Here is a 24,049-nt window from a genome sequence, read left to right on the forward strand (position 1 = left end):
TGAGCTTTAACCACGACCCCGGCCACGACCACGTGGTGCCTTGGTATTTGGACGAGTAGTACCATTGGTGCGACGTTTCGGCTTTTCGCTTTCGTCCATTTGCCAGATGCGTTTGGTGCCAGACTTTTTCACGGAACCATCTTTGTTCTTGCGAACGATTGGTTTGCCACCCGTACCCCCCGGCTTCTTCACATAAGAACGTGAACGATATGGTTCTTCAGCAGGGATATTCTGGAAGTCAGGGTAAAGTAATGGCTCAATTTCTCTGGTCTCACCCGGCTGCAATCCCATACGAACCAAATCAATCTCACCAATTTTGGTACGGATCAAACGTAAGGTCGGGAAGCCGACAGCAGAAGTCATGCGACGAACCTGACGGTTACGACCTTCACAGATGGAAATCTCAACCCAAGACGTCGGAACAGAGGCACGGAAACGAACAGGAGGATTACGCTCCCACAACCATTCCGGTTCAGACACTTTTTCAGCACGTGCAGGAAGCGTCATGCCATCTTTCAGCTCAACACCTTTACGAAGCTGTTCAAGGGCCTCGTCAGTGATATCACCTTCAACCTGCACCATATAAGTTTTAAACTTTTTATTGGCAGGATTGGTGATATATTGGTTGAGACCACCGTGATCGGTGAGAAAAACCAGACCTTCTGAGTCCATGTCCAAACGGCCAGCAAGACGCAGATCTTTGTCGTTGACGAAATCGGCCATGGTAGGATGCTTTTCATCCGGACGGAATTGGGAGAGGACGTCATAAGGTTTGTTTAGAATGACGATTTTCATAGGAAATAACTTCTATAATTACATTAATTTAAAAAATGTAGAGGTTTATTTAAAAGGGAAACTTTGTTATTTCCCGTATAAATCTCAAAAACAACAAATCTGGATTAGAATATTATGCGTTAAGAACAGCTGAAAGTATTGCCTAATTGGCAATTATTTAAGATTTGTCAGCGGCATTAGGGAGAATACTAATAATGGGATATCAAAAAATCGTAGTACCTGTGGATGGTACCAAAATTACCGTAAATGCAGACCTTTCACTCAACGTACCAAATAATCCAATTATCCCATTTATTGAGGGGGATGGAATTGGTGTTGATATTACACCAACAATGCAGGCTGTGGTAGATGCTGCTGTGCAAAAAGCATACGCCGGGAAGCGTTCCATCGAATGGATGGAGGTCTACTGCGGTGAAAAAGCTAATAAAATTTATGGCATTTATATGCCTGAAGAAACTCTGGAAGCGCTGCGAGATTATGTGATATCTATTAAGGGTCCACTGACTACGCCAGTCGGTGGGGGGATTCGTTCCCTGAACGTGGCATTACGCCAGGAACTGGATTTATATGTCTGTGTGCGTCCGGTACGCTGGTTTGAAGGTGTACCGTCACCGGTACATCATCCGGAACTGACCGACATGGTCATTTTTCGTGAGAATTCAGAAGATATTTATGCCGGAATTGAATGGAAAGCAGATTCTCCCGAAGCAAAAAAAGTGATCAAGTTTCTGAAACAAGAAATGGGTGTAACCAACATTCGTTTTGAAGACAATTGTGGGATCGGGATCAAGCCTGTCTCCAAAGAGGGTAGCCAGCGACTGGTGCGTAAAGCTATCCAGTTTGCTATTGAGAATGACAAGCCGAGTGTGACCTTGGTACACAAAGGCAATATCATGAAATACACTGAAGGGGCGTTTAAAGAATGGGGCTATGAAGTTGCGCTAGAACGTTTTGGTGGAGAGCTTTTGGATGGTGGACCGTGGGTTAAAATCAAAAATCCAAGAACAGGTAAAGACATTATTATTAAGGATGTCATTGCCGATGCTTTCTTGCAGCAAATCTTGATGCGTCCGGCAGATTATTCCGTGATTGCCACACTGAACTTAAATGGTGATTATATTTCTGATGCGCTTGCTGCGGAAGTCGGGGGAATCGGGATTGCACCAGGTGCCAATATTGGCGGTTCGATTGCAGTCTATGAAGCAACCCACGGGACAGCGCCTAAATATGCCGGACAAGATAAGGTGAATCCAGGCTCGATTATTCTGTCTGCAGAAATGATGCTGCGCGATATGGGCTGGACAGAAGCTGCCGACCTGATCATTAAGGGTATTTCAGGGGCAATTGCGGCAAAAACGGTGACCTATGATTTCGAGCGCCTGATGCCAGGTGCAACTTTACTTCGTTGTTCTGAGTTTGGTCAGGCCATCATTGACAACATGGATGCTTAAAACTGTAATTTATAAATCAAAACCTGCATTAACTGCGGGTTTTTTTATAGCTGCTTTTTCACTAAAAGTTTAAGTGATTTTAGCTGAAAGTTAAAATGGGTATCAGGCTGCAAATTTATGTAAGAAGTGTAATAAGCCCCAAAATGATTCGCTCATAGCTGAATGACTTAGTGAAATTTGTATTACATTAACGTATTTGGATACAGCTCAGCGATTGGCTTATTTTGTATACACGGTACAGTAATGAATGGAACTTCCAGTGATATAGAGACGGTTCTCTAAAGGAGTATATAATGGCGAAAACTAGAGCGAAGCATAAGCAGGTCCAGCAAAAAGACAAGCAGAACAATGCTCAGAACGAAGAGCAACAACAGCAACAACAACCATCGAAACCATCTCGCGCAAAAAAACGCAGGTAATCTCTTTTTTAACCTAAATAACAAAGCCCTCATTTGAGGGTTTTGTTATTTAAAAGCTTATATAAAATCATCACTAAAAATAACAGGATTATGATTTTAAATTAGGCGGTTGTGATTAAGATAAAAGTCATTTATTTAATTAGATGCGAATATTGGTGAAATTTCTTTGGATTATAAGCTTACTGTTGTCTATGGGGTTTTTACTGACGGCCTGTCAGCCACCGCCGTCAGGTCAGGCAGCGGGATGGAAAAGCCCATATCTATATTGGCAATTACAAAGAACCGAGTTAGAAGCGCCGCTACAGATTCCGGTGGAAGGGGTTAGAGTCGGCCAAATCAATGATACCTGGGGAGCAGCACGTAGTGCTGGTCGCAAACATGAAGGTACAGATATTTTTGCCAAACGTGGTACACCTGTATTTAGTGCGACTCAAGGTATTGTAGGGAAGATTGGGACCAATAATCTGGGTGGAAAAATCATCTGGGTGACCGGTCCAAATATGAGCCAACATTATTATGCACATCTGGACGATTATGCAGAACATATTCAGGAAGGTGACTGGGTTGAGGCAGGTGAAGTCATTGCTTATGTGGGTAATACGGGTAATGCTAAAAATACCCCGCCGCATTTACATTATGGGATTTATTTAGGGGGGCAAGGGGCTACCAATCCGTATCCTTATTTGGTACCTTCTCCTTGAGTAGAATCTGGCTGAATGTGTTTGTTGGTTTTGAGTCTGGAGAAACCTGTATACCAGAATAGTTGCATTGTTCCCAATAAAAGGACAAATGCAGCCAATATAAACTGCTGATGGTAGCTTAATCCCAGATACTGTAGCGCACTGAAACTAAGACCACCGATCAGCTGAACAGCGGCAAAACATAAGGTGGCAATACTCCAGAGTTTTTTATAAGCCAATCCATACAGTTGTAGAATGGTGTAAGAGGTCAGGAAGACCACAGCGGGATTTAGCATCCCGGTAAAAAAGGAAGAGCTAAAAGTGAGTAAGGGATAGGCATCTAGAGTCGCAATAAAAATGGCCATAATATAAAGGCTATAAAGAATTTTCAGTGCAGCAAAATTACCCCATTTTCTGGCCAGTGCATAAGCACTCAAAGCACCCAAGGCACTGCCGAGTCCATACAGAATCCAGTTGAAATTAATCCAGAACAAGCTCAATCCCAACTGCTGGCTTAAATAATCAATCCAGAAGAGTGAATGCGGTATATAGGCGAATGCACTACAGGCGTAGACCGTCAATAAACTATAAAAAATACTATTCAGAGGGAGATGAGCGGTAACAGCAGGTGCCTGTAGAGAAAGATAGGGTTTAAACTGCTGTAGTAGTAAGCTTAAAACAATAGACATAAGCAGGGCAAAGCCCCACAAGATCAGCCATGCAGTCTGGATGGAAATTTGATCCAGATAAGGCAGAAACAGGGTTGCAACTAAAACACCTACTCCAATTCCGCTAAAACCAATAAAGTTGATTTTAAGACGGTCTTGAAGTTCACAGCATTGCGCGACCACACTCGGCGATAAGATCATCATTAGTCCACCGCTGATCCCGGAAATAATCCGCCAAGCGATATACCATGCTTCAGAAAAACCAGAAAATGCACAGCACATCAGGCTGAACATGCCGGCAAAGGCTGAAATTTGAATATAAGTGCTCATACTCCGGTCTTGAGGCAGGCGCATGGCGGTAAATGCGCCGATCAAATAGCCCAGCAAATTGGCACTGCCCAAGAGACTGGCAAAATCTGTACTCCAGCCAAAGGCTTCGCGTGTACCAGGTAACAGGGCGGTATAAGAAAAACGAAGAATACCAATACCTAAGCACATGCTAAGACAGAGGAGTAGGCTGAGTTTTATTGTATTTGAGGACATCCGTGTACTCATAGAATTTTATATTTGGTCAAAAAATAACATGAATTTTTATGGTTGAGGAGGAATTGCCCGTTAAGAAACCCTGGAGTACAGAAATTTGTGCAAGAAAACCGCCAGGCTTTTTAAAATGTATAAGTTAAAACCTGAACTTTTCAAAAAAGTAAAAAAAACCGCATTTAAAAATGCGGTTTTTTATATCGTCTGGTGCCGGAATTAACGCATCTTGGCCAGGAAACGGCCAACACGCGTAATAGCTTCACGCAGTTCATTTTCAGCCGGCAGGAATACTACACGGAAATGATCCGGTGTCGGCCAGTTAAAGCCTGTACCTTGAACCAGAAGTACTTTCTCTGCGCGTAACAAATCCAGCATCAGTTTTTCATCGTCCTGAATTGGATACACATTCGGATCCAGTTTCGGGAAGCAGTACATTGCACCTTCAGGCTTGACACAAGATACCCCGGGGATCTCGTTCAGCATTTCCCAGGCAATGTTGCGCTGTTCATATAAACGCCCACCTGGACGAATCAGGTCGTTAATGGACTGATAACCGCCCAGCGCAGTCTGAATCGCATATTGTGCCTGATGATTGGCGCACAGGCGCATCGACGCCAGCATATCCAGACCTTCGATATAATCTGCTGCACGAGACTTGTCACCAGTGATTGCCATCCAGCCCGAACGGTAACCGGCAATACGATACGCTTTAGACAAGCCGTTAAATGATACGCAAAGTTGATTACCTGCCAAGGCAGCCACAGCAACATGCTCGATCCCATCGTAGACAATTTTGTCATAGATTTCGTCAGCAAATAAAATCAGGTCATATTTCTTGGCCAAGTCGACGATTTGTTGCAAGACATGACGTGGGTAAACCGAACCAGTCGGGTTATTCGGGTTAATAATCACAATGCCGCGGGTATTCGGCGTGATTTTGCTTTCCATGTCGGCAATATCTGGATACCAGTGATTTTCTTCATCACATTTATAGTGAATCGCTGTACCACCAGACAGATTCACTGCTGCCGTCCAGAGCGGATAATCTGGCATCGGAATCAGCATTTCATCGCCATCATCCAGAAGGCCTTGCATGGCCATTACGATCAGTTCCGATACCCCATTACCGACATAGACGTCATTGACGTGCATATCCAGAATACCTTTTTGCTGGTAATACTGGCAGATGGCCTTACGCGCCGGGAAAATCCCTTTGGAATCGGTATAGCCAATCGCATTTGGCAGGTTTAAAGCTACATCATTGATAATTTCTTGCGGCGCTTCAAAGCCGAATGGGGCAGGGTTACCAATATTTAATTTAATGATTTTATGGCCAGCTTCTTCCATCTCTATGGCCGCTCGTAACACAGGTCCGCGAATGTCGTAGCAAACATGATCAAGCTTGGATGATTTCTTGATTTCGCGAGGGGATTGGATAGTGTTCGGCATTTTGATGTTCTCGGATGGAGTGGAGGTCACTTTTGCATAACGATATAAATAACTTTTAAATGTCTCAGTTGTGACTAGATCGAGATGGTGATCATCGCGGAGTAGTGCAACAATTTTCTCATGCGTAAATCCAAGCTGTTGATACTGTTTGATCACAGGCAGCAGATTTTTAAAAATTACGCTCTTCTTTTGCGACATTTTTTAATCCTGAGCAAATTTAAAACTAAGGATATCACTAAATTTGCTCACATAGAATCATTTAATACATAAATTGCTTACTTATATATTTTGCATTTGCTTACTTTTTGCTTTTATGGGCATTATTATCTTTTGTAAAATATTGAATAAAGACTAGAATTTTTAAAATGAATCACGTAAATATAGGATTATCCTATTTTAAATAGCAAGATAAAAAGGTGCGTAAGCATGGGAAAACTCAATAAAACAGACCGTGAGTGGCAAAGAGAGTTATCACCTGAGGAATTTCGCATTACCCGCGAGAAAGGCACAGAGCCGGCATTTACTGGAAAATACTGGAATACTAAGCAAGATGGAACCTATGTTTGCCGTTGCTGTGGCACCCCGCTGTTCTCATCAGAGACCAAGTATGACAGCGGCTGTGGCTGGCCAAGCTTCTACCGTCCTATCAGCAATTCAGTAGTAGAAGAATTACCTGATACTTCACATGGAATGGTCAGAACCGAAATTGTTTGTCATCATTGTGACGCACATTTAGGGCATGTTTTTCCGGATGGTCCGGAACCGACAGGCTTACGTTATTGTGTCAACTCGGCTTCTCTAGATCTAGAAACACAAGAAAAAAATGATGAGGAAACCTATCCATGACTAACATTTATCAGTTTGAAGCTGAATTGTTAAATGGCAAAAGCAAGGCGCTTGCGGATTATGAAGGCAAGGTACTTTTGATTGTCAATACAGCGAGTAAGTGTGGTTTTACCCCCCAGTTTTCAGGATTGGAAAAACTCTACGAAAAATATAAAGATCAAGGTCTGGAAATTTTAGGCTTTCCATGTAACCAGTTTGGTGGTCAAGATCCAGGTTCTAATGAACAGATTGGTGAATTTTGCCAGAAAAATTACGGGGTATCTTTCCCGATGTTTTCCAAGGTGGACGTCAAAGGCCCTGAGGCACATGCTATTTTTCGCTATTTGACCAATAATTCCAAAGGTATTTTAGGCAATGGGATTAAATGGAATTTTACCAAGTTCCTGATCGGACGTGATGGCAAGGTATTGAACCGTTTTGCTCCGACCACCAAGCCTGAAGATCTTGAAGATGAAATTGCCAAAGTATTGTAATGATTAGCATCATTTTCTCAGTATGAGATAAAAATAGAACTCATCTGATTTCAATTAAAAACCCACTTTAAACCAGTGGGTTTTTTAGTTTTGATCAAAACTTAGAGGATAGCTTTCAGCCGTCGAATAACCTCTTCACATTGCGCCAGATCGGCTACGAGTGCTAGACGTACATGATTTTCACCCGGATTGCCCTGTTCGGTATCGCGGGATAAATAGCGACCCGGAAGAACTTTAATATGTGCTTCTTCCATCAGGCGTTTAGCAAAGGCTTCATCGTTGTCGACTTTTAACCAGTAGTAGAAGCCGGCATCTGGCTTTTTCAATGGCAATAAATGTCCGAGTTCCTGTTGAAATAAATCAAACTTGGCCCGGTATTGCACCCGGTTTTCTTCCACATGCGCTTCATCATCCCAGGCAGCAATCGACGCCAGTTGATGTTGAACCGGCATCGCCGCGCCGTGGTAAGTACGATATTGCAAATAAGGTTTTAACAGATTCGCGTCACCAGCAACAAAACCTGAACGCATGCCCGGGAGGTTAGAACGTTTAGACAGTGAATGGAACACCACACAGTTTTTATAGTTATCCCGACCGATTTCAGCACAAACTTCCAGTAAACCTACAGGTGCCTGATCAAACCACAGTTCCGAATAGCATTCGTCTGAAGCAATCACAAAGTTGTATTGATCCGACAGGGCAATCAGTTTTTTAAACTGTTCTTTCGACAGCACTGCACCGGTTGGATTGCCCGGGGTACAGACAAATAATAGTGCGGTCTTTTCCCAGACTTCTGCCGGAACAGCATCAAAATCACCAAGGTAATTGTTCTCCTCAGTACAGTTGATGAAATAAGGTTTGGCACCTGCGAGCAGTGTTGCACCTTCATAAATCTGGTAAAACGGATTCGGCATGACCACATAAGGTGCCTCTTCACGATTCACCAAAGCCTGTACAAACGAGAAAATCGCTTCACGCGTACCGGAAACAGGCAGGATATTGCTGTCTGCACTGATGCTATTTAGCTGAAAACGGCGCGTCAGCCATTGGGCGATACTTTCACGTAGCTCCGGCAAGCCTTTGCTGTTTGGATACGTCGACAAATGCTTGAAATTATCAATAATGGCTTGTTTCACAAACTCCGGTGCAGGATGCTTTGGTTCGCCAATCGACAGGGGAATTAATGGCATATTAGCAGGCTGGATATCCGCAAAAAGCTGATTTAACTTTTCAAACGGATAAGGATGCAGTAGAGACAAGCTAGAGTTCATGAATGTGTTACCGAGCAAAATGTTAGTGTTGGCCGCTGACCTGATGTGAAGCCTCATCCAGGGCAGCTTTGAGCGCAGCTGCAAATTCCTGAGACTCCGTTGGGGTCATTGGTATACCATTCTTTTTGGTGACAAAGAATATATCTTCGGCACGTTCGCCAAGTGTGGCAATTTTGGCAGAGTGGATATCCAGGCCTTGCATCATAAATAAACCACCGATTTTGGCAAGTAAACCAGGGTGATCGAGGGTGGCAATTTCAACCATATTTTGATTCAAGGCAGGATTGATACTGATATCGACTGTATTTTCAATATCGAAATGACGTAATTGACGTGGGATCCGGCGCTGCATCAAGCCCGGATATTCATCTGAATGACTTAAGGCATCTTTTAGGGCTTCAATGACTGTGGCTTCGCGTTCTGGATCGGTCAATAAGGTACCAAAACGGTCGAGTACTACATAGGTGTCCAGACTGAAGGCTTTGGTGGCAGTAATAATCCGTGCGTCTTGTACATCCAGGTTCATACGATCCAGAATAGCCACCGTGGTGGCAAACAGGTTGGGTTGATCCTGCGTATAAATGAAGATCTGTACCGCATCCTGGGCGTAATTACGATGTGCCCGCATCAGCACCAGCGGGGCAGGATTGTCGCCGTGCTGTAAAATGGCACGGGTATGCCAGGCAATTTCATCTGCTGTTTCTTTGAGGAAATAGTCATCACCAAGTTCCTGCCAGACTTTTTCGACCTCATCCAGTGAGAAGTCCTGAACCAGAAGTTCACTGGCTGCAAATTTGGTATCTTCAATCAGCATTTGATAATCAACCGGACGGCCCAGACCAGAACGGATTACGTCACGTGCTTGAGTATATAGTTGACGCATTAACGAGGCGCGCCAGGTATTCCACAGCTTCGGATTGGTGGCATTAATATCGGCTACCGTCAGGGTGTATAAATAATCCAGATGCTCCATGTCGCCCATTTTTTCGGCGAACTCCTTGACCACATCCGGATCGGAAATATCTTTTTTCTGGGCGGTGACAGACATTACCAGATGATTCTGGATCAGCCAGGCCACCAGGTTACTTTCGCGTTCGGTAAAGCCGTGACTACGGCAGAACTTGATCGCATCGCTGGCGCCGAGTTCACTGTGATCACCACCGCGACCTTTGGCAATATCATGAAAAATTGCTGCCAGATAGACGATGTCACGACGGGTCAGACGCTGGAATACTGAACTGACCACCGTGAATTCTTTGGCAAATTCAGGTTCTTTAAAGCGGTTTAAATTACGTAGCAACAATAAAGTATGCGCATCGACCGTATAGATGTGGAACAGATCATATTGCATCAGCCCCATAATCTGACCAAAGGCCGGAATATAATTTCCGAGCACACCGTAACGCTTCATGGCGACCATGGTGTCGTACAGCCGATGCGGTGAGCGGATAATTGCCATGAACAGCGCTTGATGCACTGGATTATCACGAAAATCCTGATCAATACGTTTTCCAGCCAACGTTAGCAGGCGTAAGGTACGCGCACGTATGCCTTCGATCTCGGGACGATTGGCCAACAGATAGAAAATTTCCAGAATTGCGCTTGGATTTTCTGAGAAAATCTTGTGATGCTGGACAGCCAGTTTGCCATCGACCAGTTTGAAATTTTCATTAATTTCTTCAATCTGGCGTTCATATTGCGGCAAACGCGGGGTAATCACCGATTCGTTGAAATAAGCCAGCAACATTTCGTTCAGCGTCGATACCTGCTGTGCAGTGCGATAATAACGCTTCATGAACTGTTCGATAGGATAATTTGGGTGATGGTCTTCTTCACGCACATAGCCGAACTTGGCTGCAATATCACGTTGATAATCAAATAATAAGCGGTTTTCATCGCGCTTGGTCAAGCGGTGCAGATGATGGCGGATTTCCCAGAGGAAACTTTCTGCTTCCTCAAGCACACCGAGTTCAAATTCTGAAATAAAACCGAGATGTACCAGATCATAAATCCGGTTGACGCGGAAATGCCGTTTGGCAATCCAGCCAATCTGGTTAATGTCACGGATACCGCCTGGCGCATTTTTAATATCCGGTTCCAGATTGCTTTCAGTATTGTTGTGCTGAGCATAACGCTTGTGCTGCTCATCCATCTTGGCATCAAAAAAGGTTTTGTCGGTCCATGTACGTGACACGATGCGACGTGGCCATTTGCAAAGATTTTCATTGCCAGTTATCAGGCGTGCTTCGATGAGGGTGGTAGCTACACTCAAGTCACTACTGGCCTGATTGACACATTCATTGATGGTACGGACACTGATACCCGGTTTGAAATTCCCAACATCCCATAGCGATGAAATAAATATAGAAATCAGCTGTTCCTGTTCTGGGCTAATGTCATCTTCTGACAAGATCATGATATCGACATCAGAATAAGGCAGCATTTCACGGCGACCATAGCCCCCAACAGCAAACAGGGCCAAATCGGTTTGATCCAGTTCAGCATGCTGCCAGAGAAACTGCAGGGCTTCATCGATCAGATTGGAGCGCGCCAGAATAATATCCCGAATCGACTGGCCATTTTCAAAACTTTCCTGAAGCTGATTTTCGACATCACTGCGCCATTGATTGATAGCTTTAATGTCATGGTTGCTTTTAGCGTAATTCAGCAGTGGATGGGTGTTGATCATGTACAGTCGTCCGTTGGTATTTCAGTTTAGTTCTGGTTGACACTAACTTGGTTTGCTGCCTGTAGTGCCAGTTCACGTGCCTGTTCGATAGTTTCTGCACGTGCAGTGGCGACACCCATGCGGCGACGTTTAAAGCCTTCCGGTTTGCCAAACAGGCGCAAATCAGTGTTGCCGTCTGCTAAAGCAAGATCCAGACCAGAAAAGGAAAGATTGCGTCCATCGACTCCGGCATAAATCACCGCGCTGGCAGCTATACTATGTCGTGCAGTATTCACCGGCAAGCCTAAGATAGCACGTGCATGCAGCTCAAATTCACTTTGGAATTGTGAAGCTAAAGTCACCAGTCCGGTATCGTGCGGACGAGGGGAAACCTCACTAAACCATACCTTGTCACCTTTTACAAAGAGTTCCACACCAAAAATTCCGCAACCACCGAGTGCTGTAGTAACCTTATTGGCAATACGTTTGGATTCTTGCAGCGCTGCCGGAGTCATCGGCTGAGGCTGCCAGCTTTCCACATAGTCGCCCGAGTCCTGACGATGTCCGATTGGATCGCAGTAAGACGTTTCGATTTCGCCAGTTGCCGGATTTTTGGCACGAACAGTCAATAAGGTAATTTCAAAGTCAAAGTCAATCTGTGATTCTACAATGACGGTGCCCTGATTGACCCGACCTCCAGTTTGTGCATATTCCCAAGCCGCATCGACTTCATCAAAGCAGGTGACACGAGACTGGCCTTTACCTGAAGATGACATCACTGGTTTCACAAAATTTGGATAGCCGACATCGTCGCAGGCTGCACGGAAAGACTCTAAACTGTCGGCAAAACGGTAATCTGAAGTGGGCAGACCAAGTTCTTCTGCAGCCAGACGACGAATACCTTCACGGTTCATGGTCAGATTGACGGCTTTGGCAGAAGGAATGACCGTAGCAATGTTCTCGGCTTCAATCTCAAGCAGAACTTCGGTTGCAATCGCTTCAATTTCAGGCACGATTAAATGTGGCTGGATTTGATTGATGAGTTGTTTTAATTCACCGGCATCTGCCATATTCAAGGTATAGGAATAATGCGCAACCTGCATGGCAGGGGCATGATCATAACGGTCAGCAGCATGAATTTCGACTCCAAGACGTTGCAGGGAAATCACCACTTCCTTGCCTAGTTCACCAGAACCCAATAATAGAACTTTGTAGGCAGAAGATTGAAGTGGAGTACCAATAGTCACGCTCATGTGTGTCATCCATGCTTGATTTTATGGACTTTTAGCATAGCAGAACTGAGCCGGCAGTTAAGCCAAGATTCATATAAAATTGTGATATTGCCTAACAATTTTATTTATAAAGTTTTCTAATATTATCCGGGCTTGAAATTGAGGTATTGGTGAGTGACTCAACTGGTTTTGCTAAAGGATAAATCCGGCTTGGTGGATTTAATTTTTCCATGTCCAGAAGATGCGCTGAGCTTAGAGGGAATAGGTGTAGCAGTTCCTGGGTTTGTGCTTGCCGATGACGGTAAAATATCAACATTGGTAATCCGACCAAAATCGATGCTAACAATAAACCCCAGAAGCTAAAGAGGGTTGCATCCCGCACGGCACGTTCAAAACTTGCGCTAACCAGAAAGAAAAAGCCCGTCAGCAAAATCAGGGAAATAGCTATAGTTTTGATTAAATTAGGAATGACCCGATGCATCCAGCTCCATCGACTAAAAATGATGGTGCTGGGATACAAATGTAAAACTTGCTGAGTGTGATTCCACATGGCTATGATTTTATTTTGGCCATTTTTCTGTATGTAAACAACACGGACTTCATCAGCAGGTTGGCAGTGCACGTTAACAAAATGTCCGGTAAAATTTTGAGCATTGATAAAACATTCAAAATACTGTCTCGGTAATTCATATCGATGAAACACGGTTAACATTTCATCGCGCTGATGATGAATAAAGATTTTGCCTTCAATCACCTGTTTGACTTCAAACATGCGCATCCTTCCTTGTTTTTATTGTTATATAAAAAAAGACCTATGCTATGAGTTTGCATAAGCCTTTGTCTTGATTGATCAATTGTTTAAGGCCTAAAAAGGCATGGGGACATAAGTATAAACCAGACCATAGGTCAGCGCTGCGGTTAGGGTCGCCATCACGATCCGTTTAAACTTGAAGTACAAAACCGTGAGCACAATAAAGCCGACCAGCATCGCAAAACTTTTATTCGGTGTTTCTAATAAAGGTGGCAGGGTAGCAACCACCAGCATGGAGCTGATCGCAGCAATACCAATTGAGCCCAAAGCAATTTTTAGCCACAATGCTCCACGTTTTTGCGAACCTTGCTGAAATTTCTGAATCACAAAAAAAGGTCCGAAACGGGAAGCGAAATTGGCAATGCCGACGATAATTCCCACCAGAATAATCTCTAGATTCATGCTTGATCTCCTGCGTGTTCAGGATCTGGCTGTTTTAGAATATAGTGCTTGAACAGGCCGGCAAAAATACCCGAACTAATCCCGATAAAAATCGCGGCAGACAAGTCGATAAAGTAACAGGCAATCGCAGACACCAGAATTGTGACGGCTACTACAAAAGTATGTTTCTTTTCAAAGGCTGCCAACAAGAAACTCAGGAATAGTGCAGGTAACAGGAAGTCTAGTGCAGCCTGCAAGAACTGTGGCAAGTTGCTGACCTGATCGGCAAATAAGCCACCGAGGAAAGATCCGAGAGCCCAGGACATCCAGCTAAACAGGCTTAAACCCAGCATCCATGATTCCGACCACTCTTGACGCCGTTGCGAGAGCTTGATCATGCCAGAGGCAAAGACTTCATCGGTCAGACCCCAAGACCAGATTGCTGTTTTCTTTAAATTGAGCCGGTCTTGAATCAGGTTTTGCAGCGCCGGCCCATAAAGCAGATGGCGAATATCTAAAGCTATCACCGTTAATGCCGTCATCCAGATAGATGTTCCACTGCCTAAGAGAGCGACCACCAAAAACTGGCTGGCACCTGCATACATCGAGCAGGACAGGAACAAGGCTTCCCAGGCGGTAAAGCCAAACTGGGTGGCTGAAACACCAAACGCAAACGACACTGGTAAATAAGTGAAGATAATTGCTTGGCTGTCTTTTGCACCTTGCCAGAAGCCAGCAGGTTGGGTAGTGAGTTGATTCGGTTCAGACACGACACACCTTGAAGAAGAGTGGAACGATGGGTCAAATGGAGATTGTGTATTCTACGTGAATTTAATAGCATAGGCCGAAATGTTTAAATTGGCGAGCCTGATATGTGGATGTTCAAGACACGCACAATGCTGACTGCTGCTTTAATAGGCACGGCAATGTTATTACAAGCGTGTGGGAATGACAGTCAATCGACTGAAAAGCCAGAAATTAAACCGGCACCTAAACTGAGCAATGATGCGACGACTTATGCCAAGGCTGCCTGGCAGCTGATCAATGAAGTGGACCCACTGGTTTATCATAAAGAAGTGGATCAGCTGGAAAGTCAGGTACGTCAACCGGTACGTAAACTGAGTACAGAGTGGCGCATTAATGTCAAAATGACAGATTCGGTAACTGAAGGGAAATATGCCCTGTGCCGTAAAGCCTTGACCAGTCTGGATATCTGGGCGCGCACTATCATCGAAAATGGTAATGGCCTGTCACAAAAGCAGGCAGATTATGAACGGGATAAATTGCAATGCCAGAATGCGATTGCCAATCCTGCACTGGGAAATACTGATCCTAAACAGAAGGGTACAGCGATTGCCAATATGCAATAAATCCCTATTTGTTCAAATTTGCCCAAAAAAGCCAGTCATTCAGCCTGGCTTTTTAGCAAAATAAACTCTAAAAATAGGGCATCCACACTTGTTCTAATAAAAGCCGAATACATCACAGATCAGGAGTGTGCTGCCAATCATGTATTGTATCAGCGTGCGTGTAAACATGGCCGATCTCCTCAAAGATTTAAAGTATGTTCAACGCTTTCAGATAACGATAATTTACTGCTTCTCATTTTGTGCCTGCTGTACCTGCATGGATATTATTGATAGAAGTTTGATGAGGCTTACTTATAATAAATAATAAATTGCCATGGTCTTGCTATTGATATGAAGTTCTAGCACATTTATAGGCATCATAAGGCAATGCAGGCGGGAGATAGCTCATCGTCAGGTTTCTTTGCGTAAAATAAAGCTGGGTTAATTTTCATAAGATTTAAGATACGCTTTAATTAAACCTTTATATATGCGAATAATTATTATTGTTAATGCGTGTTGATATTGTGCGCTGACAGCAAGGTGGTTATATGTATGTCCCCTCTTTTAAAAGCAATAAAAAAGCCCCAAGAAAGGGCTTTTTTAAACAGTAAATACTTAAACGTTAAAACGGAAGTGTAAAACGTCACCATCCTGAACGATGTAAGTTTTACCTTCTAGACGCCATTTACCGGCTTCTTTCGCTCCAGCTTCGCCGTTGTACTGCACGAAATCATCATAAGCGATACATTCTGCACGGATAAAGCCTTTTTCAAAGTCGGTATGAATCACACCAGCTGCCTGTGGTGCAGTTGCGCCAACTTTCACGGTCCAGGCGCGAACTTCTTGCACGCCAGCGGTGAAATAAGTTTGTAGGCCAAGCAGTGAATAACCTGCACGAATGACCACGTTTAAACCCGGCTCTTCCATACCCATCGCTTCCAGGAATTCAGCACGGTCTTCATCTTCAAGCAATGAAATTTCAGCTTCAATCTGGTTGCAAAGTGGAACTACAATCGCATTTTCTTCAGCAGCTAATTTTCTTACTGCATCTAAATGCGGGTTGTTTTCAAAACCGTCTTCAGCAACATTGGCAATATACATGGTTGGTTTAAGCGTCATTAAACCAAAACCACGTACCAGCTTGCGTTCGTCATCATCCAAATTCGCTGCGCGTGCCGGTTTACCTTCATTCAGTAAAGGCAGGATCTTTTCCAGCACTGCTTTAGTGGCAATCGCTTCTTTGTCACCACCCTTGGCAGATTTGGTTAAACGGGTTACAGCTTTCTCAACAGTGTCTAGGTCTGCAAGCGCAAGTTCGGTATTGATCGTTGCGATGTCATCTAGTGGATCAATACGACCATTCACATGAATGACGTTTTCATCTTCAAAACAGCGCACAACATGAGCAATCGCATCAGTTTCGCGAATGTTTGCCAGGAACTGGTTGCCTAAGCCTTCGCCTTTAGATGCGCCTGCGACCAGACCTGCGATATCTACAAATTCCATAGTAGTTGGAATAATACGTTGCGGTTTAACAATTTCTGCCAATTTGTCTAAACGTGGATCAGGAACAGGCACAATCCCGGTGTTTGGTTCGATCGTACAGAAAGGGAAGTTTTCTGCAGCAATAGCAGCTTTGGTTAAGGCATTGAAAAGTGTAGATTTACCAACGTTCGGCAAGCCGACAATACCGCAATTAAAACCCATGAAATAACTCACAAAAGCGTTATATAAAAATTGCCCCCGATTTTACATGAAAGCACGGCTAAAGTCAGGTCATGCGCTTGCGGTTTATTGCAATCAAATACTTCTGGCTGCCTGATATGGGCTGTCAGGCTTAGCAGAATTTGTCATGAGTCCGTTAAATATGGAGATATAATCACCCAGTATTTTACTTTTGAATAAAAATCACATTGTTTTTCTAAAATTGAGTGACTAAAGTATCTGAATAAAACAGTGGCTTACATATGCCCTAATCCAATAATCATAAACATGGAGTATACATGCGAACTTTATACCAGTTTCCGTTATCTCACTTTTGCGAAAAAGCACGTTGGATGCTGGACCATAAAGAGCTGAATTATGTTGCTCACAATCTGATTCCCGGAGTACATCGCGCTTTTGCCCGCTTGAAAACCGGTCAGAATCGTCTGCCTATTTTGCGCGATCAGGACCGCTGGGTCGCAGATTCCACCCAGATTGCTTTATATCTGGATGATACTTATCCAGAGCACCGCTTATTGTATGCAGAAGGACATTTTCGAAATAAAGCTTTAGAAATTAATGAAATTACGCTGGAATTAGGCCGTCATGTCCGCCGCTGGATGCTCTCTCAAGCGCTGACTTCTGATCATGAGTCTCTGGATATCTTAATTGGGGAGCAGGGCTATCTGCGCCAGTTTGAAAAATTTTCCAAACCTTTATTGAAAGCAATGGTCGCCAAGGGTTATGCCTTGAATGAAAAAACCGTAGCAGAATCCAAACAGCATATTGAGGTGGCTGTACAGCAACTGAACCAGATGCTGGTCAGTCAAGGTGGGCACTATTTTGTCGGAAATCGTTTAGGTCTGGCAGATATTGCGGTTTGTTCCATGTTGGCACCGCTTTTGGCGATTCCAGGTACACCGTGGGAAAAGGAGAATTTTGAAAGCTTGTCTGAAGAATATCGTGACTATCAGCAGTACTTGAATCAGCTGCCACTAGGTGAATATATTTGCCGTACTTACCGAGCTGAACGTAATGCACGGGTAGACTGGCGTGGTGTATAGGTTTAATGCTACTTTCAAAATTTAAAAATGCGCATGAAATGTGCTTTTTAAGGCGATGATTAATTGAAAGGATTATTCTGAGAAAATTTCTCAGGAAGCAAACAGAATTAAAGCCAGATAAGATTTACCCAGTCAAAGTCATTTAAAATAGTGAAAATCCCTTCGATCATGCTCGCATATCCAGATTGCCACAGATAGCAAAACCACGCATGATTTTTCACCTGCCCATCCGCCAACTCAATCGATAATAGCCACATTGACAATAACCACCGAAATTATAATTATCGATTGTATTGATAATCTTAAATCGCTGAAAAATTTAGATGATTATCTATTTTAAGCCTCTTTGTGTGAATCTATTTTCATATGCTTGAAAGATGCCAGTTGAGTCAGGCGAATGATAGTAGGATCTGCGAAGCTATTATAATAGCGTCTACAATTTGAAAAATATTTTCAGAATATTAAATTTTTGTGAAAAATAAATAATTGTTGTATAACAGAGAAAGTGCAAAAATTTCTGCATTTACTGTTTATTGATATATAGAGTACAAAAATGGAACTGGATCGTTTCGATAAACATATTCTGGAAATATTGACGCATGAAGATGTCAATTTGAATGAGCTGTCCGAGCGGGTAAATTTATCTGTCAGTTCGGTGCATCGCAGGATCAAACACTTAATAGATCATAATATTATTAGTGGCTTAAAGCGTGAAATCAATTACCAGAAATTGGGTTTCAGCCTGCATGTACTGTTACAGGTATCTTTAAGCAAACATGATAGCGACACTTTTGCCAAATTTCTGGAAGAGCTGGAAAGTATTCCTGAAGTGATTAATGCCTTTTTGGTCACTGGTCAGTCGGCAGATTTTATTGTCGAAGTGGTGGCACGTGATATGGAAAATTATAGTGAAATCCTGCTCAAACGGATTGGGAAAATTGAACATGTGGTTGCGCTGCATTCGAGCTTTGTCATTAAAGAATATAATGTTTTTAACTGTAGCGGATTACTCAATAAGGTTTAATCCCAGATGAGCATGGCAGATAGCAATAAAAAACGCACCCAGGGGTGCGTTTTTTGAATCAGTGATAGTTAAGCATCCAGTTCTGCTAAAACGGCATCTGAGAATTCAACGTTGGTATATACGTTCTGGACATCATCCAAGTCTTCAAGCATATCAATCATTTTCATGATTTTTTTCGCTTGATCGATGTCTGTGATTTCTGCTTTGGTTGAAGGGCTCATCACCACTTCAGCGTTATCGGATTTTAAACCTGCAGCAGTTAGAGCATCTTGAACATCACCGAAAGCTTCAGGTGTGGTAATGACCAGAATTTCATCTTCAGTGACTTCAATATCTTCAGCACCTGCTTCTAATGCCACTTCCATGATTTGATCTTCCAAAGACACATCTTCAAAAGTGATCTCGCCACGTTTAGTGAACAGGAAGGCAACCGAGCCGTTGGTGCCTAGGTTACCGTCAGTTTTAGAGAAGCAATGACGTACGTCAGGTACGGTACGGTTCAAGTTGTCAGTCATGGTTTCAACAATAACCGCAACACCACCTACACCATAACCTTCGTAGGTCACTTCTTTCAGGTCGTCGTTATCTTCGCCACCAGCACCACGTTGAATGGCACGGTTGATCACGTCACGTGTCATATTCACTGATAATGCTTTTTCAACCACAGCACGTAGACGAGGGTTGCTTGCAGTATCTGGACCACCAAGCTTTGCAGCAGTGGTTAATTCACGAATGTATTTGGTAAAAACTTTACCACGACTCGCATCTTGTTTTGCTTTGCGATGCTTAATATTGGCCCACTTGGAATGACCCGCCATGCGAACTATGCTCCTTGTAGATTGGCTGTATGCCTATCAGAATGCCGAAATTCTACCATAAGCGTTTTTTTAAAAAAAAGTGCCTGGATTTGAGATTTCAGGATAAAAACAAAAAAAGTGCAATATCGAGAAAAATATTCTAAAGAGGATAAGGGGATTTATAATTCTATTTATGCATTTATATAGACAGATGACCAAGGCATAACAGCAAAATTGCTGTTTATGCCCGTACTTTTCTTTTAAAAAGCTTATTCAGGAATAACGATATCCAGACCAACTTTGTCTTTATAAAGTTGCTTGATCAAAGCCAGGTCATGCGCAAGGTCTGTTGGATAGATCTTGCCCAGAATGCCACCTTGCTTAGTTTTGGAGTTGGCATATAACAGCACGATCGGTACATTGGCAGCCTTGGCAATATGCCAGAAACCGGTGCGAATCGGTTTGCGCGCTTCACCCTGTTTGGCCCGTGTTGCTTCTGGTGCAATCACCAGATTAAACTTTTCATTGTTCTGAAAATGTTCCACCATCTGGGTCACGATATCTTTATTGGCCTTGCGGTCAACTGGAATACCCCCTACAGCTTTTAATAGCGGTTTGAATGGACCTTTAAATAATTCTTTTTTAATTAGGGTGTGAATTTTGAGGTCATAAATCTGGAACAGTGCAATTGACAACACAGCATCCATCATTGAAGTATGTTCAAATCCAATAATGACCTGTTTGTCTTCAAGCACATCTGGTTCGACATGATATTGCCAACCTGCAAGTTTAAATGCAGATTCGCCAAGGAATTTATTTAGCATAAGTACAGAGAAGTAAAAACCGTATGAAGAGAACTGCATAATTTCATCTTGTTCGATGATACAGTCAATAGGCTTTCCAATAAAATCGGTGAATAATGTAAAAATCTATGATTTATTCATTTTTTTTAAATTAAAAATTAAGAGTTAAAATATATAAGAAAAATCACACTAATATTTTATGAGTATTACTGAATATAAAAAAAGTCTTAAAATGGTGAAAAAATGACTATTCAGAACACATTTTAATTATTAGACTTTTGTCGAAGAAGAGACCCTATACAGGTCTTTTCTATTTTCGTATTCTTTCTACGCTGAGATTGAAAAGTATGACTTACATTGCAGCCTTTATAGTGTCTATGCTGATTTTGGCACTCATAATTGTATGGTCTTTAATCGAAATCAAACAGGATTTGCGTAAAGACGAAGAAATGAAGTCTGAATTCTAGTGCTTTCCTCTATTTCGGCTAAATGCTTTTTTCTCTAAATCTCTGTTCATCTAATAAAGAATTTTGATACCTTATAGATATACTAAGACGTTAAATCTATCAATTTAAGGATGAGATTGATAAGATGAGGTTGAAATTCAGAGGTTCATTTGTTTTGAATTGCCTGTTATTTTCTCAAGCCTGAGAAGGCTCTTATACTGAAGTCTTAAATAGCCGATATTCTGGTTTAGACAACTCACTCATAATTGCTGCCTAAATGTTCAAGTGGTCATAAAATTACTTGTCTTTCCAAAAAATCTTAGCTAGTATTCATGACGCCTGAACTTATTGATAAATAAAGTTTTCAGCATTTAGGGCCTATAGCTCAGTTGGTTAGAGCAGCGGACTCATAATCCGTTGGTCGACAGTTCAAGTCTGTCTGGGCCCACCAAATATATCAAGCACTTAAGAGCGATTCTCTTAAGTGCTTTTTTAATTCTAAAAATCCATGTAAGCAATAAAAATAAATGGTAATCGCATGTTTGGTATTGAAAGGTCAACATCTGAAAAGAAACCAAAATGGAAATCACTAGAGTTTTATAAGGACAATCGTAAGCGTCCGCTGAGCCCCACTTTTTCTAACTCATTAATACCGCGATAGTGTCCACTAAAATTTAAGTGGACACCTATTTATGGATTTAAAGACAGTTATAGACACTGCACCAACGCTAAAAAAGCCCCGTCGAACCTTCACGGCTGAATTTAAACATCAACTTATTCAGCAATGCCAGCAGCCAGATACATCGGTGGCTAAGGTCGCAATGCAACATCAGATCAATGCCAATCTGTTGCATAAATGGATTCGTCAGTCCAGATCAATGGTTCCATCATTAACAATCTCATCCATTCCACAGACCGACTTCCTTCCCGTCATTCTTCACCCGACGCCAGTCAAACAAGAAGCACCTCCGCCACCTGTGCCAGAGAAGAAAGCTACCGCTCATATCAGGATTCCATTACATGATGAACAAGGTTCCGTAAGGGATCAGATGATCGAAATCGAATGGCCGGTGGAGTCTGCAACTGAATTACTGCTTTTACTTCAGGGCTTGATCAAATGATCCGTATCGATGAAATCTGGTTGTCTACCCAGCCCATGGACATGCGTGCGGGTATGGATACGGCCATGGCGCAGATTATAAAAGCCTTTGGCTCAATCAAACCGCATTGCGCCTACCTGTTCTGTAATAAACGTGGCCATCGTATGAAAGTGCTGGTACATGATGGACTGGGCATCTGGCTGTGTGCCAGGCGGCTGGAACAGGGAAAATTCCACTGGGCCAAAGTTCACCAGGGTGAAAACGTAGCTCTCAGTCCAGAACAGTTACAGGCACTCATTCAGGGTTTGCCCTGGCAGCGCATTGGACGACAGCAAGTGGTAACAATGCTCTAAACTAGGCTGCTACATTGTGCTATTCTCCAAACGTTCTATTTCCTCTGCGTCATGACCTCAGGCATACTGCGGTCATGAAAATGCTGCCTGATTTAAGCCAACTGACCCATGAACAACTGCTGGAATTTACCCGGCAGTTGGCGATGCAGCATCAGTCTCTGGCACAATCAAATCAAGAATTAGAAAAATCAAACCAGCAATTGGATGCCAAAGTTCAGCATCTTTCTATTCTCAATCAAAAATACGAGCATGAACTGGCGCTGTTTAAAAAGCATAAATTCGGCAGTAAAAACGAACATCTCAACGCAAAACAAATCCATCTATGGGACGAAGCGGTCGAAGAGGATATCGCAGCCGTTGATCTAGAATTAGAACGATTAAATGCAGATAAAACTGATGCAGCGACACAGAAAGCCACAGTCAACAAACCTAAACGTCGACTGCTGCCAGATCATCTACACACCATCCGTATTGAGCATGAACCTGCATCAACCCAATGCAGTTGTGGCTGCCAGTTACGTCGTATCGGCGAAGATATCAGTGAAAAACTGCATTTCAGACCGGCACAGTTCTACAAGGAACAGCATGTCCGTGGCAAATGGGTCTGTGATCAGTGCGACACTCTGACTCAGCAAGCGATGCCTGCCTATGTGATTGATAAAGGCATTGCTTCACCTGAATTGCTCAGCCATGTGCTGGTATCGAAGTATGCCGATCATTTGCCGCTGTACCGTCAGCGCCTGATCTATCAGCGGGCGGGCATTGATCTGTCCAGATCTACTTTATCTGACTGGATTGGTCGCTGCGGTGTGGAACTGGAACCTCTGGCCAATGCCTTAAAACAGGTGGTGCTGCAACAGCGGGTGATCCATGCCGATGAAACGCCGGTCACCATCATGCGGATGGGTGATGATGAGAAAAAACCGAAGAAAGGTTATGTCTGGGCCTATGCCACTACACAGTACAATCCAGTTCAGGCAGTGATCTATGACTTTCAGGATAGTCGTTCAGGTCAGCATGCTGAAGCGTTCCTGAATGGCTGGCAGGGTCATCTGGTCTGTGATGATTACAGTGGTTATAAAGCACGCTTTAAATCAGGCCAGGTCATTGAGGTGGGCTGCATGGCACATGCACGTCGTAAATTCCATGAACTGCATGTGACCGGGAAAAGTCAGATCGCTGAACAGGCATTAGTGCTGATTCAGAAACTGTATGCCATAGAAGCAGAACTCAGGAAAAAGACCGATGGTACAGCAGAACATCGCCGCGAATACCGGCAACAGCATAGCCAACCGGTGATGCAACAACTGTATGAATGGCTCAACCAACATTATCTGGCGGTGCCATCGAGTTCTCCAACTGCCAAGGCGATCAATTACAGCCTAAAACGTTGGCAGGCACTCTGCCGCTATCTGGATGATGGCAATTTGCCTATAGATATGAGCAGCATTGCTGCGCAAGGGATTGAAAATCAGATGCGCCCCTGGGCGTTGGGACGTAAGAACTGGCTATTTGCTGGCTCGCTGCGCAGCGGCCAACGAGCTGCCAATATTATGACTTTAATCCAGTCAGCAAAGCTGAATGGACTGGATCCGTATGCCTATTTAAGTGATGTGCTGAAAAGGCTGCCGACGCATAAAGTCACCCAAATAGAAGAATTACTGCCACACCGCTGGAAATCCGACCAAAATTAAAAAATAGGCATGGGATTCAGCGGACGCTTAC

23 protein-coding genes and 1 tRNA gene are annotated in these 24,049 nt (G+C 43.3%); 12 read left to right on the forward strand and 12 right to left on the reverse strand.

The genetic code is table 11. The annotated features are described in order from the left end of the window. Positions 1–6: 6 nt before the first annotated feature. Positions 7–795 (reverse strand): rRNA large subunit pseudouridine synthase E, encoded by a 789-nt coding sequence (locus AY607_RS04175; RefSeq protein ID WP_064101859.1) that lies wholly within the window; start codon positions 793–795, stop codon positions 7–9. A gap of 194 nt (positions 796–989) precedes the next feature. On the opposite strand from AY607_RS04175, the gene icd reads away from it, so the two are divergent. From icd to AY607_RS04185, 3 genes are all read left to right on the forward strand, one after another. Then, entirely contained in the window at positions 990–2,246 is a 1,257-nt protein-coding gene (gene icd / locus AY607_RS04180) for an NADP-dependent isocitrate dehydrogenase (RefSeq protein ID WP_064096649.1), read from the forward strand. A 293-nt stretch (positions 2,247–2,539) separates the two neighbouring features. Further along, positions 2,540–2,665 carry a hypothetical protein gene (locus AY607_RS15300; RefSeq protein ID WP_263600643.1) on the forward strand — a complete coding sequence of 42 codons (126 nt, stop codon included), beginning with the start codon at positions 2,540–2,542 and terminating at the stop codon, positions 2,663–2,665. A gap of 143 nt (positions 2,666–2,808) precedes the next feature. Then, entirely contained in the window at positions 2,809–3,366 is a 558-nt protein-coding gene (locus AY607_RS04185) for a M23 family metallopeptidase (protein ID WP_064101860.1), read from the forward strand. On the opposite strand, the gene AY607_RS04190 is transcribed toward AY607_RS04185, so the two are convergent. Continuing rightward, positions 3,345–4,556: a YbfB/YjiJ family MFS transporter gene (locus AY607_RS04190; protein ID WP_064101861.1), complete on the reverse strand. Its 1,212-nt coding sequence runs from the start codon at positions 4,554–4,556 to the stop codon at positions 3,345–3,347. The genes AY607_RS04185 and AY607_RS04190 overlap by 22 nt on opposite strands. Positions 4,557–4,769: 213 nt before the next feature. Beyond that, complete coding sequence (locus AY607_RS04195) at positions 4,770–6,200, reverse strand: pyridoxal phosphate-dependent aminotransferase (RefSeq protein ID WP_064101862.1); 1,431 nt, start codon at positions 6,198–6,200, stop codon at positions 4,770–4,772. Positions 6,201–6,428: 228 nt separating this feature from the next. On the opposite strand from AY607_RS04195, the gene msrB reads away from it, so the two are divergent. Both msrB and AY607_RS04205 read left to right on the forward strand, forming a co-directional pair. Next, a complete protein-coding gene (gene msrB / locus AY607_RS04200) occupies positions 6,429–6,848 on the forward strand; it encodes a peptide-methionine (R)-S-oxide reductase MsrB (protein ID WP_064096653.1) in 420 nt (139 codons plus the stop codon). Then, positions 6,845–7,321, forward strand: a complete 477-nt coding sequence (locus tag AY607_RS04205; RefSeq protein WP_064096654.1) for a glutathione peroxidase — start codon at positions 6,845–6,847, stop codon at positions 7,319–7,321. Before msrB ends, AY607_RS04205 begins: the two co-directional genes overlap by 4 nt. Before the next feature lie 101 nt (positions 7,322–7,422). Here AY607_RS04205 and dapC read toward each other — a convergent pair whose 3' ends face one another. The 6 genes from dapC to AY607_RS04235 form a co-directional block, all read right to left on the reverse strand. Next, positions 7,423–8,592 carry a succinyldiaminopimelate transaminase gene (gene dapC, locus AY607_RS04210; protein WP_064101863.1) on the reverse strand — a complete coding sequence of 390 codons (1,170 nt, stop codon included), beginning with the start codon at positions 8,590–8,592 and terminating at the stop codon, positions 7,423–7,425. A gap of 22 nt (positions 8,593–8,614) precedes the next feature. Continuing rightward, positions 8,615–11,281: a [protein-PII] uridylyltransferase gene (gene glnD, locus AY607_RS04215; RefSeq protein WP_064101864.1), complete on the reverse strand. Its 2,667-nt coding sequence runs from the start codon at positions 11,279–11,281 to the stop codon at positions 8,615–8,617. Positions 11,282–11,307: 26 nt separating this feature from the next. Then, positions 11,308–12,522, reverse strand: a complete 1,215-nt coding sequence (gene purT, locus AY607_RS04220; protein ID WP_171255276.1) for a formate-dependent phosphoribosylglycinamide formyltransferase — start codon at positions 12,520–12,522, stop codon at positions 11,308–11,310. A 91-nt stretch (positions 12,523–12,613) separates the two neighbouring features. Then, positions 12,614–13,264, reverse strand: a complete 651-nt coding sequence (locus tag AY607_RS04225) for a hypothetical protein (RefSeq protein WP_064101866.1) — start codon at positions 13,262–13,264, stop codon at positions 12,614–12,616. 93 nt (positions 13,265–13,357) lie between these two features. Continuing rightward, positions 13,358–13,705, reverse strand: coding sequence for an L-valine transporter subunit YgaH (ygaH, locus tag AY607_RS04230; protein WP_064096659.1), 348 nt, complete (start codon positions 13,703–13,705; stop codon positions 13,358–13,360). After that, the gene (locus tag AY607_RS04235; RefSeq protein ID WP_064101867.1) at positions 13,702–14,454 is read right to left on the reverse strand and encodes an AzlC family ABC transporter permease; all 753 of its coding nucleotides are present in this window, start codon (positions 14,452–14,454) and stop codon (positions 13,702–13,704) included. Before AY607_RS04235 ends, ygaH begins: the two co-directional genes overlap by 4 nt. A gap of 102 nt (positions 14,455–14,556) precedes the next feature. On the opposite strand from AY607_RS04235, the gene AY607_RS04240 reads away from it, so the two are divergent. Next, positions 14,557–15,054 carry a hypothetical protein gene (locus AY607_RS04240; protein ID WP_064096661.1) on the forward strand — a complete coding sequence of 166 codons (498 nt, stop codon included), beginning with the start codon at positions 14,557–14,559 and terminating at the stop codon, positions 15,052–15,054. A gap of 594 nt (positions 15,055–15,648) precedes the next feature. Here AY607_RS04240 and ychF read toward each other — a convergent pair. Next, positions 15,649–16,740: a redox-regulated ATPase YchF gene (gene ychF / locus AY607_RS04245; RefSeq protein WP_064096662.1), complete on the reverse strand. Its 1,092-nt coding sequence runs from the start codon at positions 16,738–16,740 to the stop codon at positions 15,649–15,651. 296 nt (positions 16,741–17,036) lie between these two features. On the opposite strand from ychF, the gene AY607_RS04250 reads away from it, so the two are divergent. Beyond that, the gene (locus AY607_RS04250) at positions 17,037–17,801 is read left to right on the forward strand and encodes a glutathione S-transferase family protein (protein WP_064101868.1); all 765 of its coding nucleotides are present in this window, start codon (positions 17,037–17,039) and stop codon (positions 17,799–17,801) included. Between the two features lie 553 nt (positions 17,802–18,354). After that, entirely contained in the window at positions 18,355–18,825 is a 471-nt protein-coding gene (locus tag AY607_RS04255) for an Lrp/AsnC family transcriptional regulator (RefSeq protein ID WP_004645518.1), read from the forward strand. 68 nt (positions 18,826–18,893) lie between these two features. Here the strand turns inward: AY607_RS04255 and AY607_RS04260 are convergent, their stop codons facing one another. Together AY607_RS04260 and AY607_RS04265 are read right to left on the reverse strand one after the other, a co-directional pair. Further along, positions 18,894–19,643 carry a YebC/PmpR family DNA-binding transcriptional regulator gene (locus AY607_RS04260; protein ID WP_004731522.1) on the reverse strand — a complete coding sequence of 250 codons (750 nt, stop codon included), beginning with the start codon at positions 19,641–19,643 and terminating at the stop codon, positions 18,894–18,896. Positions 19,644–19,891: 248 nt separating this feature from the next. Continuing rightward, on the reverse strand, positions 19,892–20,446 hold the full coding sequence (locus AY607_RS04265) for a 1-acyl-sn-glycerol-3-phosphate acyltransferase (RefSeq protein ID WP_064096678.1): 555 nt from the start codon (positions 20,444–20,446) through the stop codon (positions 19,892–19,894). Positions 20,447–21,245: 799 nt separating this feature from the next. Between AY607_RS04265 and AY607_RS04270 the strand changes: the two genes are divergently transcribed. The 4 genes from AY607_RS04270 to tnpC all read left to right on the forward strand — a co-directional run bounded on the left by AY607_RS04270 (position 21,246) and on the right by tnpC (position 24,018). Continuing rightward, a tRNA-Ile gene (locus tag AY607_RS04270) sits at positions 21,246–21,322 on the forward strand. 241 nt (positions 21,323–21,563) lie between these two features. Continuing rightward, positions 21,564–21,992, forward strand: a complete 429-nt coding sequence (tnpA, locus tag AY607_RS04275) for an IS66-like element accessory protein TnpA (protein ID WP_004783683.1) — start codon at positions 21,564–21,566, stop codon at positions 21,990–21,992. Beyond that, positions 21,989–22,324, forward strand: coding sequence for an IS66 family insertion sequence element accessory protein TnpB (gene tnpB, locus AY607_RS04280; protein ID WP_064101869.1), 336 nt, complete (start codon positions 21,989–21,991; stop codon positions 22,322–22,324). Before tnpA ends, tnpB begins: the two co-directional genes overlap by 4 nt. Before the next feature lie 74 nt (positions 22,325–22,398). Continuing rightward, positions 22,399–24,018, forward strand: coding sequence for an IS66 family transposase (gene tnpC / locus AY607_RS04285; protein WP_064101870.1), 1,620 nt, complete (start codon positions 22,399–22,401; stop codon positions 24,016–24,018). The last annotated feature ends 31 nt before the right edge of the window (positions 24,019–24,049 follow it).

The sequence above is a fragment of the Acinetobacter sp. SFA genome, assembly GCF_001647535.1.
Classification (GTDB): Bacteria; Pseudomonadota; Gammaproteobacteria; order Pseudomonadales; family Moraxellaceae; genus Acinetobacter; species Acinetobacter pecorum.

Excerpts from the sequence above, each read along its gene's own strand:
- AY607_RS04175 (WP_064101859.1), bottom strand. The coding sequence starts at position 795 with ATGAAAATCGTCATTCTAAACAAACCTTATGACGTCCTCTCCCAATTC.
- icd (WP_064096649.1), top strand. The coding sequence starts at position 990 with ATGGGATATCAAAAAATCGTAGTACCTGTGGATGGTACCAAAATTACC.
- AY607_RS15300 (WP_263600643.1), top strand. The coding sequence starts at position 2,540 with ATGGCGAAAACTAGAGCGAAGCATAAGCAGGTCCAGCAAAAAGACAAG.
- AY607_RS04185 (WP_064101860.1), top strand. The coding sequence starts at position 2,809 with ATGCGAATATTGGTGAAATTTCTTTGGATTATAAGCTTACTGTTGTCT.
- AY607_RS04190 (WP_064101861.1), bottom strand. The coding sequence starts at position 4,556 with ATGTCCTCAAATACAATAAAACTCAGCCTACTCCTCTGTCTTAGCATG.
- AY607_RS04195 (WP_064101862.1), bottom strand. The coding sequence starts at position 6,200 with ATGTCGCAAAAGAAGAGCGTAATTTTTAAAAATCTGCTGCCTGTGATC.
- msrB (WP_064096653.1), top strand. The coding sequence starts at position 6,429 with ATGGGAAAACTCAATAAAACAGACCGTGAGTGGCAAAGAGAGTTATCA.
- AY607_RS04205 (WP_064096654.1), top strand. The coding sequence starts at position 6,845 with ATGACTAACATTTATCAGTTTGAAGCTGAATTGTTAAATGGCAAAAGC.
- dapC (WP_064101863.1), bottom strand. The coding sequence starts at position 8,592 with ATGAACTCTAGCTTGTCTCTACTGCATCCTTATCCGTTTGAAAAGTTA.
- glnD (WP_064101864.1), bottom strand. The coding sequence starts at position 11,281 with ATGATCAACACCCATCCACTGCTGAATTACGCTAAAAGCAACCATGAC.
- purT (WP_171255276.1), bottom strand. The coding sequence starts at position 12,522 with ATGACACACATGAGCGTGACTATTGGTACTCCACTTCAATCTTCTGCC.
- AY607_RS04225 (WP_064101866.1), bottom strand. The coding sequence starts at position 13,264 with ATGTTTGAAGTCAAACAGGTGATTGAAGGCAAAATCTTTATTCATCAT.
- ygaH (WP_064096659.1), bottom strand. The coding sequence starts at position 13,705 with ATGAATCTAGAGATTATTCTGGTGGGAATTATCGTCGGCATTGCCAAT.
- AY607_RS04240 (WP_064096661.1), top strand. The coding sequence starts at position 14,557 with ATGTGGATGTTCAAGACACGCACAATGCTGACTGCTGCTTTAATAGGC.
- ychF (WP_064096662.1), bottom strand. The coding sequence starts at position 16,740 with ATGGGTTTTAATTGCGGTATTGTCGGCTTGCCGAACGTTGGTAAATCT.
- AY607_RS04250 (WP_064101868.1), top strand. The coding sequence starts at position 17,037 with ATGCGAACTTTATACCAGTTTCCGTTATCTCACTTTTGCGAAAAAGCA.
- AY607_RS04255 (WP_004645518.1), top strand. The coding sequence starts at position 18,355 with ATGGAACTGGATCGTTTCGATAAACATATTCTGGAAATATTGACGCAT.
- AY607_RS04260 (WP_004731522.1), bottom strand. The coding sequence starts at position 19,643 with ATGGCGGGTCATTCCAAGTGGGCCAATATTAAGCATCGCAAAGCAAAA.
- AY607_RS04265 (WP_064096678.1), bottom strand. The coding sequence starts at position 20,446 with ATGCTAAATAAATTCCTTGGCGAATCTGCATTTAAACTTGCAGGTTGG.
- tnpA (WP_004783683.1), top strand. The coding sequence starts at position 21,564 with ATGGATTTAAAGACAGTTATAGACACTGCACCAACGCTAAAAAAGCCC.
- tnpB (WP_064101869.1), top strand. The coding sequence starts at position 21,989 with ATGATCCGTATCGATGAAATCTGGTTGTCTACCCAGCCCATGGACATG.
- tnpC (WP_064101870.1), top strand. The coding sequence starts at position 22,399 with ATGAAAATGCTGCCTGATTTAAGCCAACTGACCCATGAACAACTGCTG.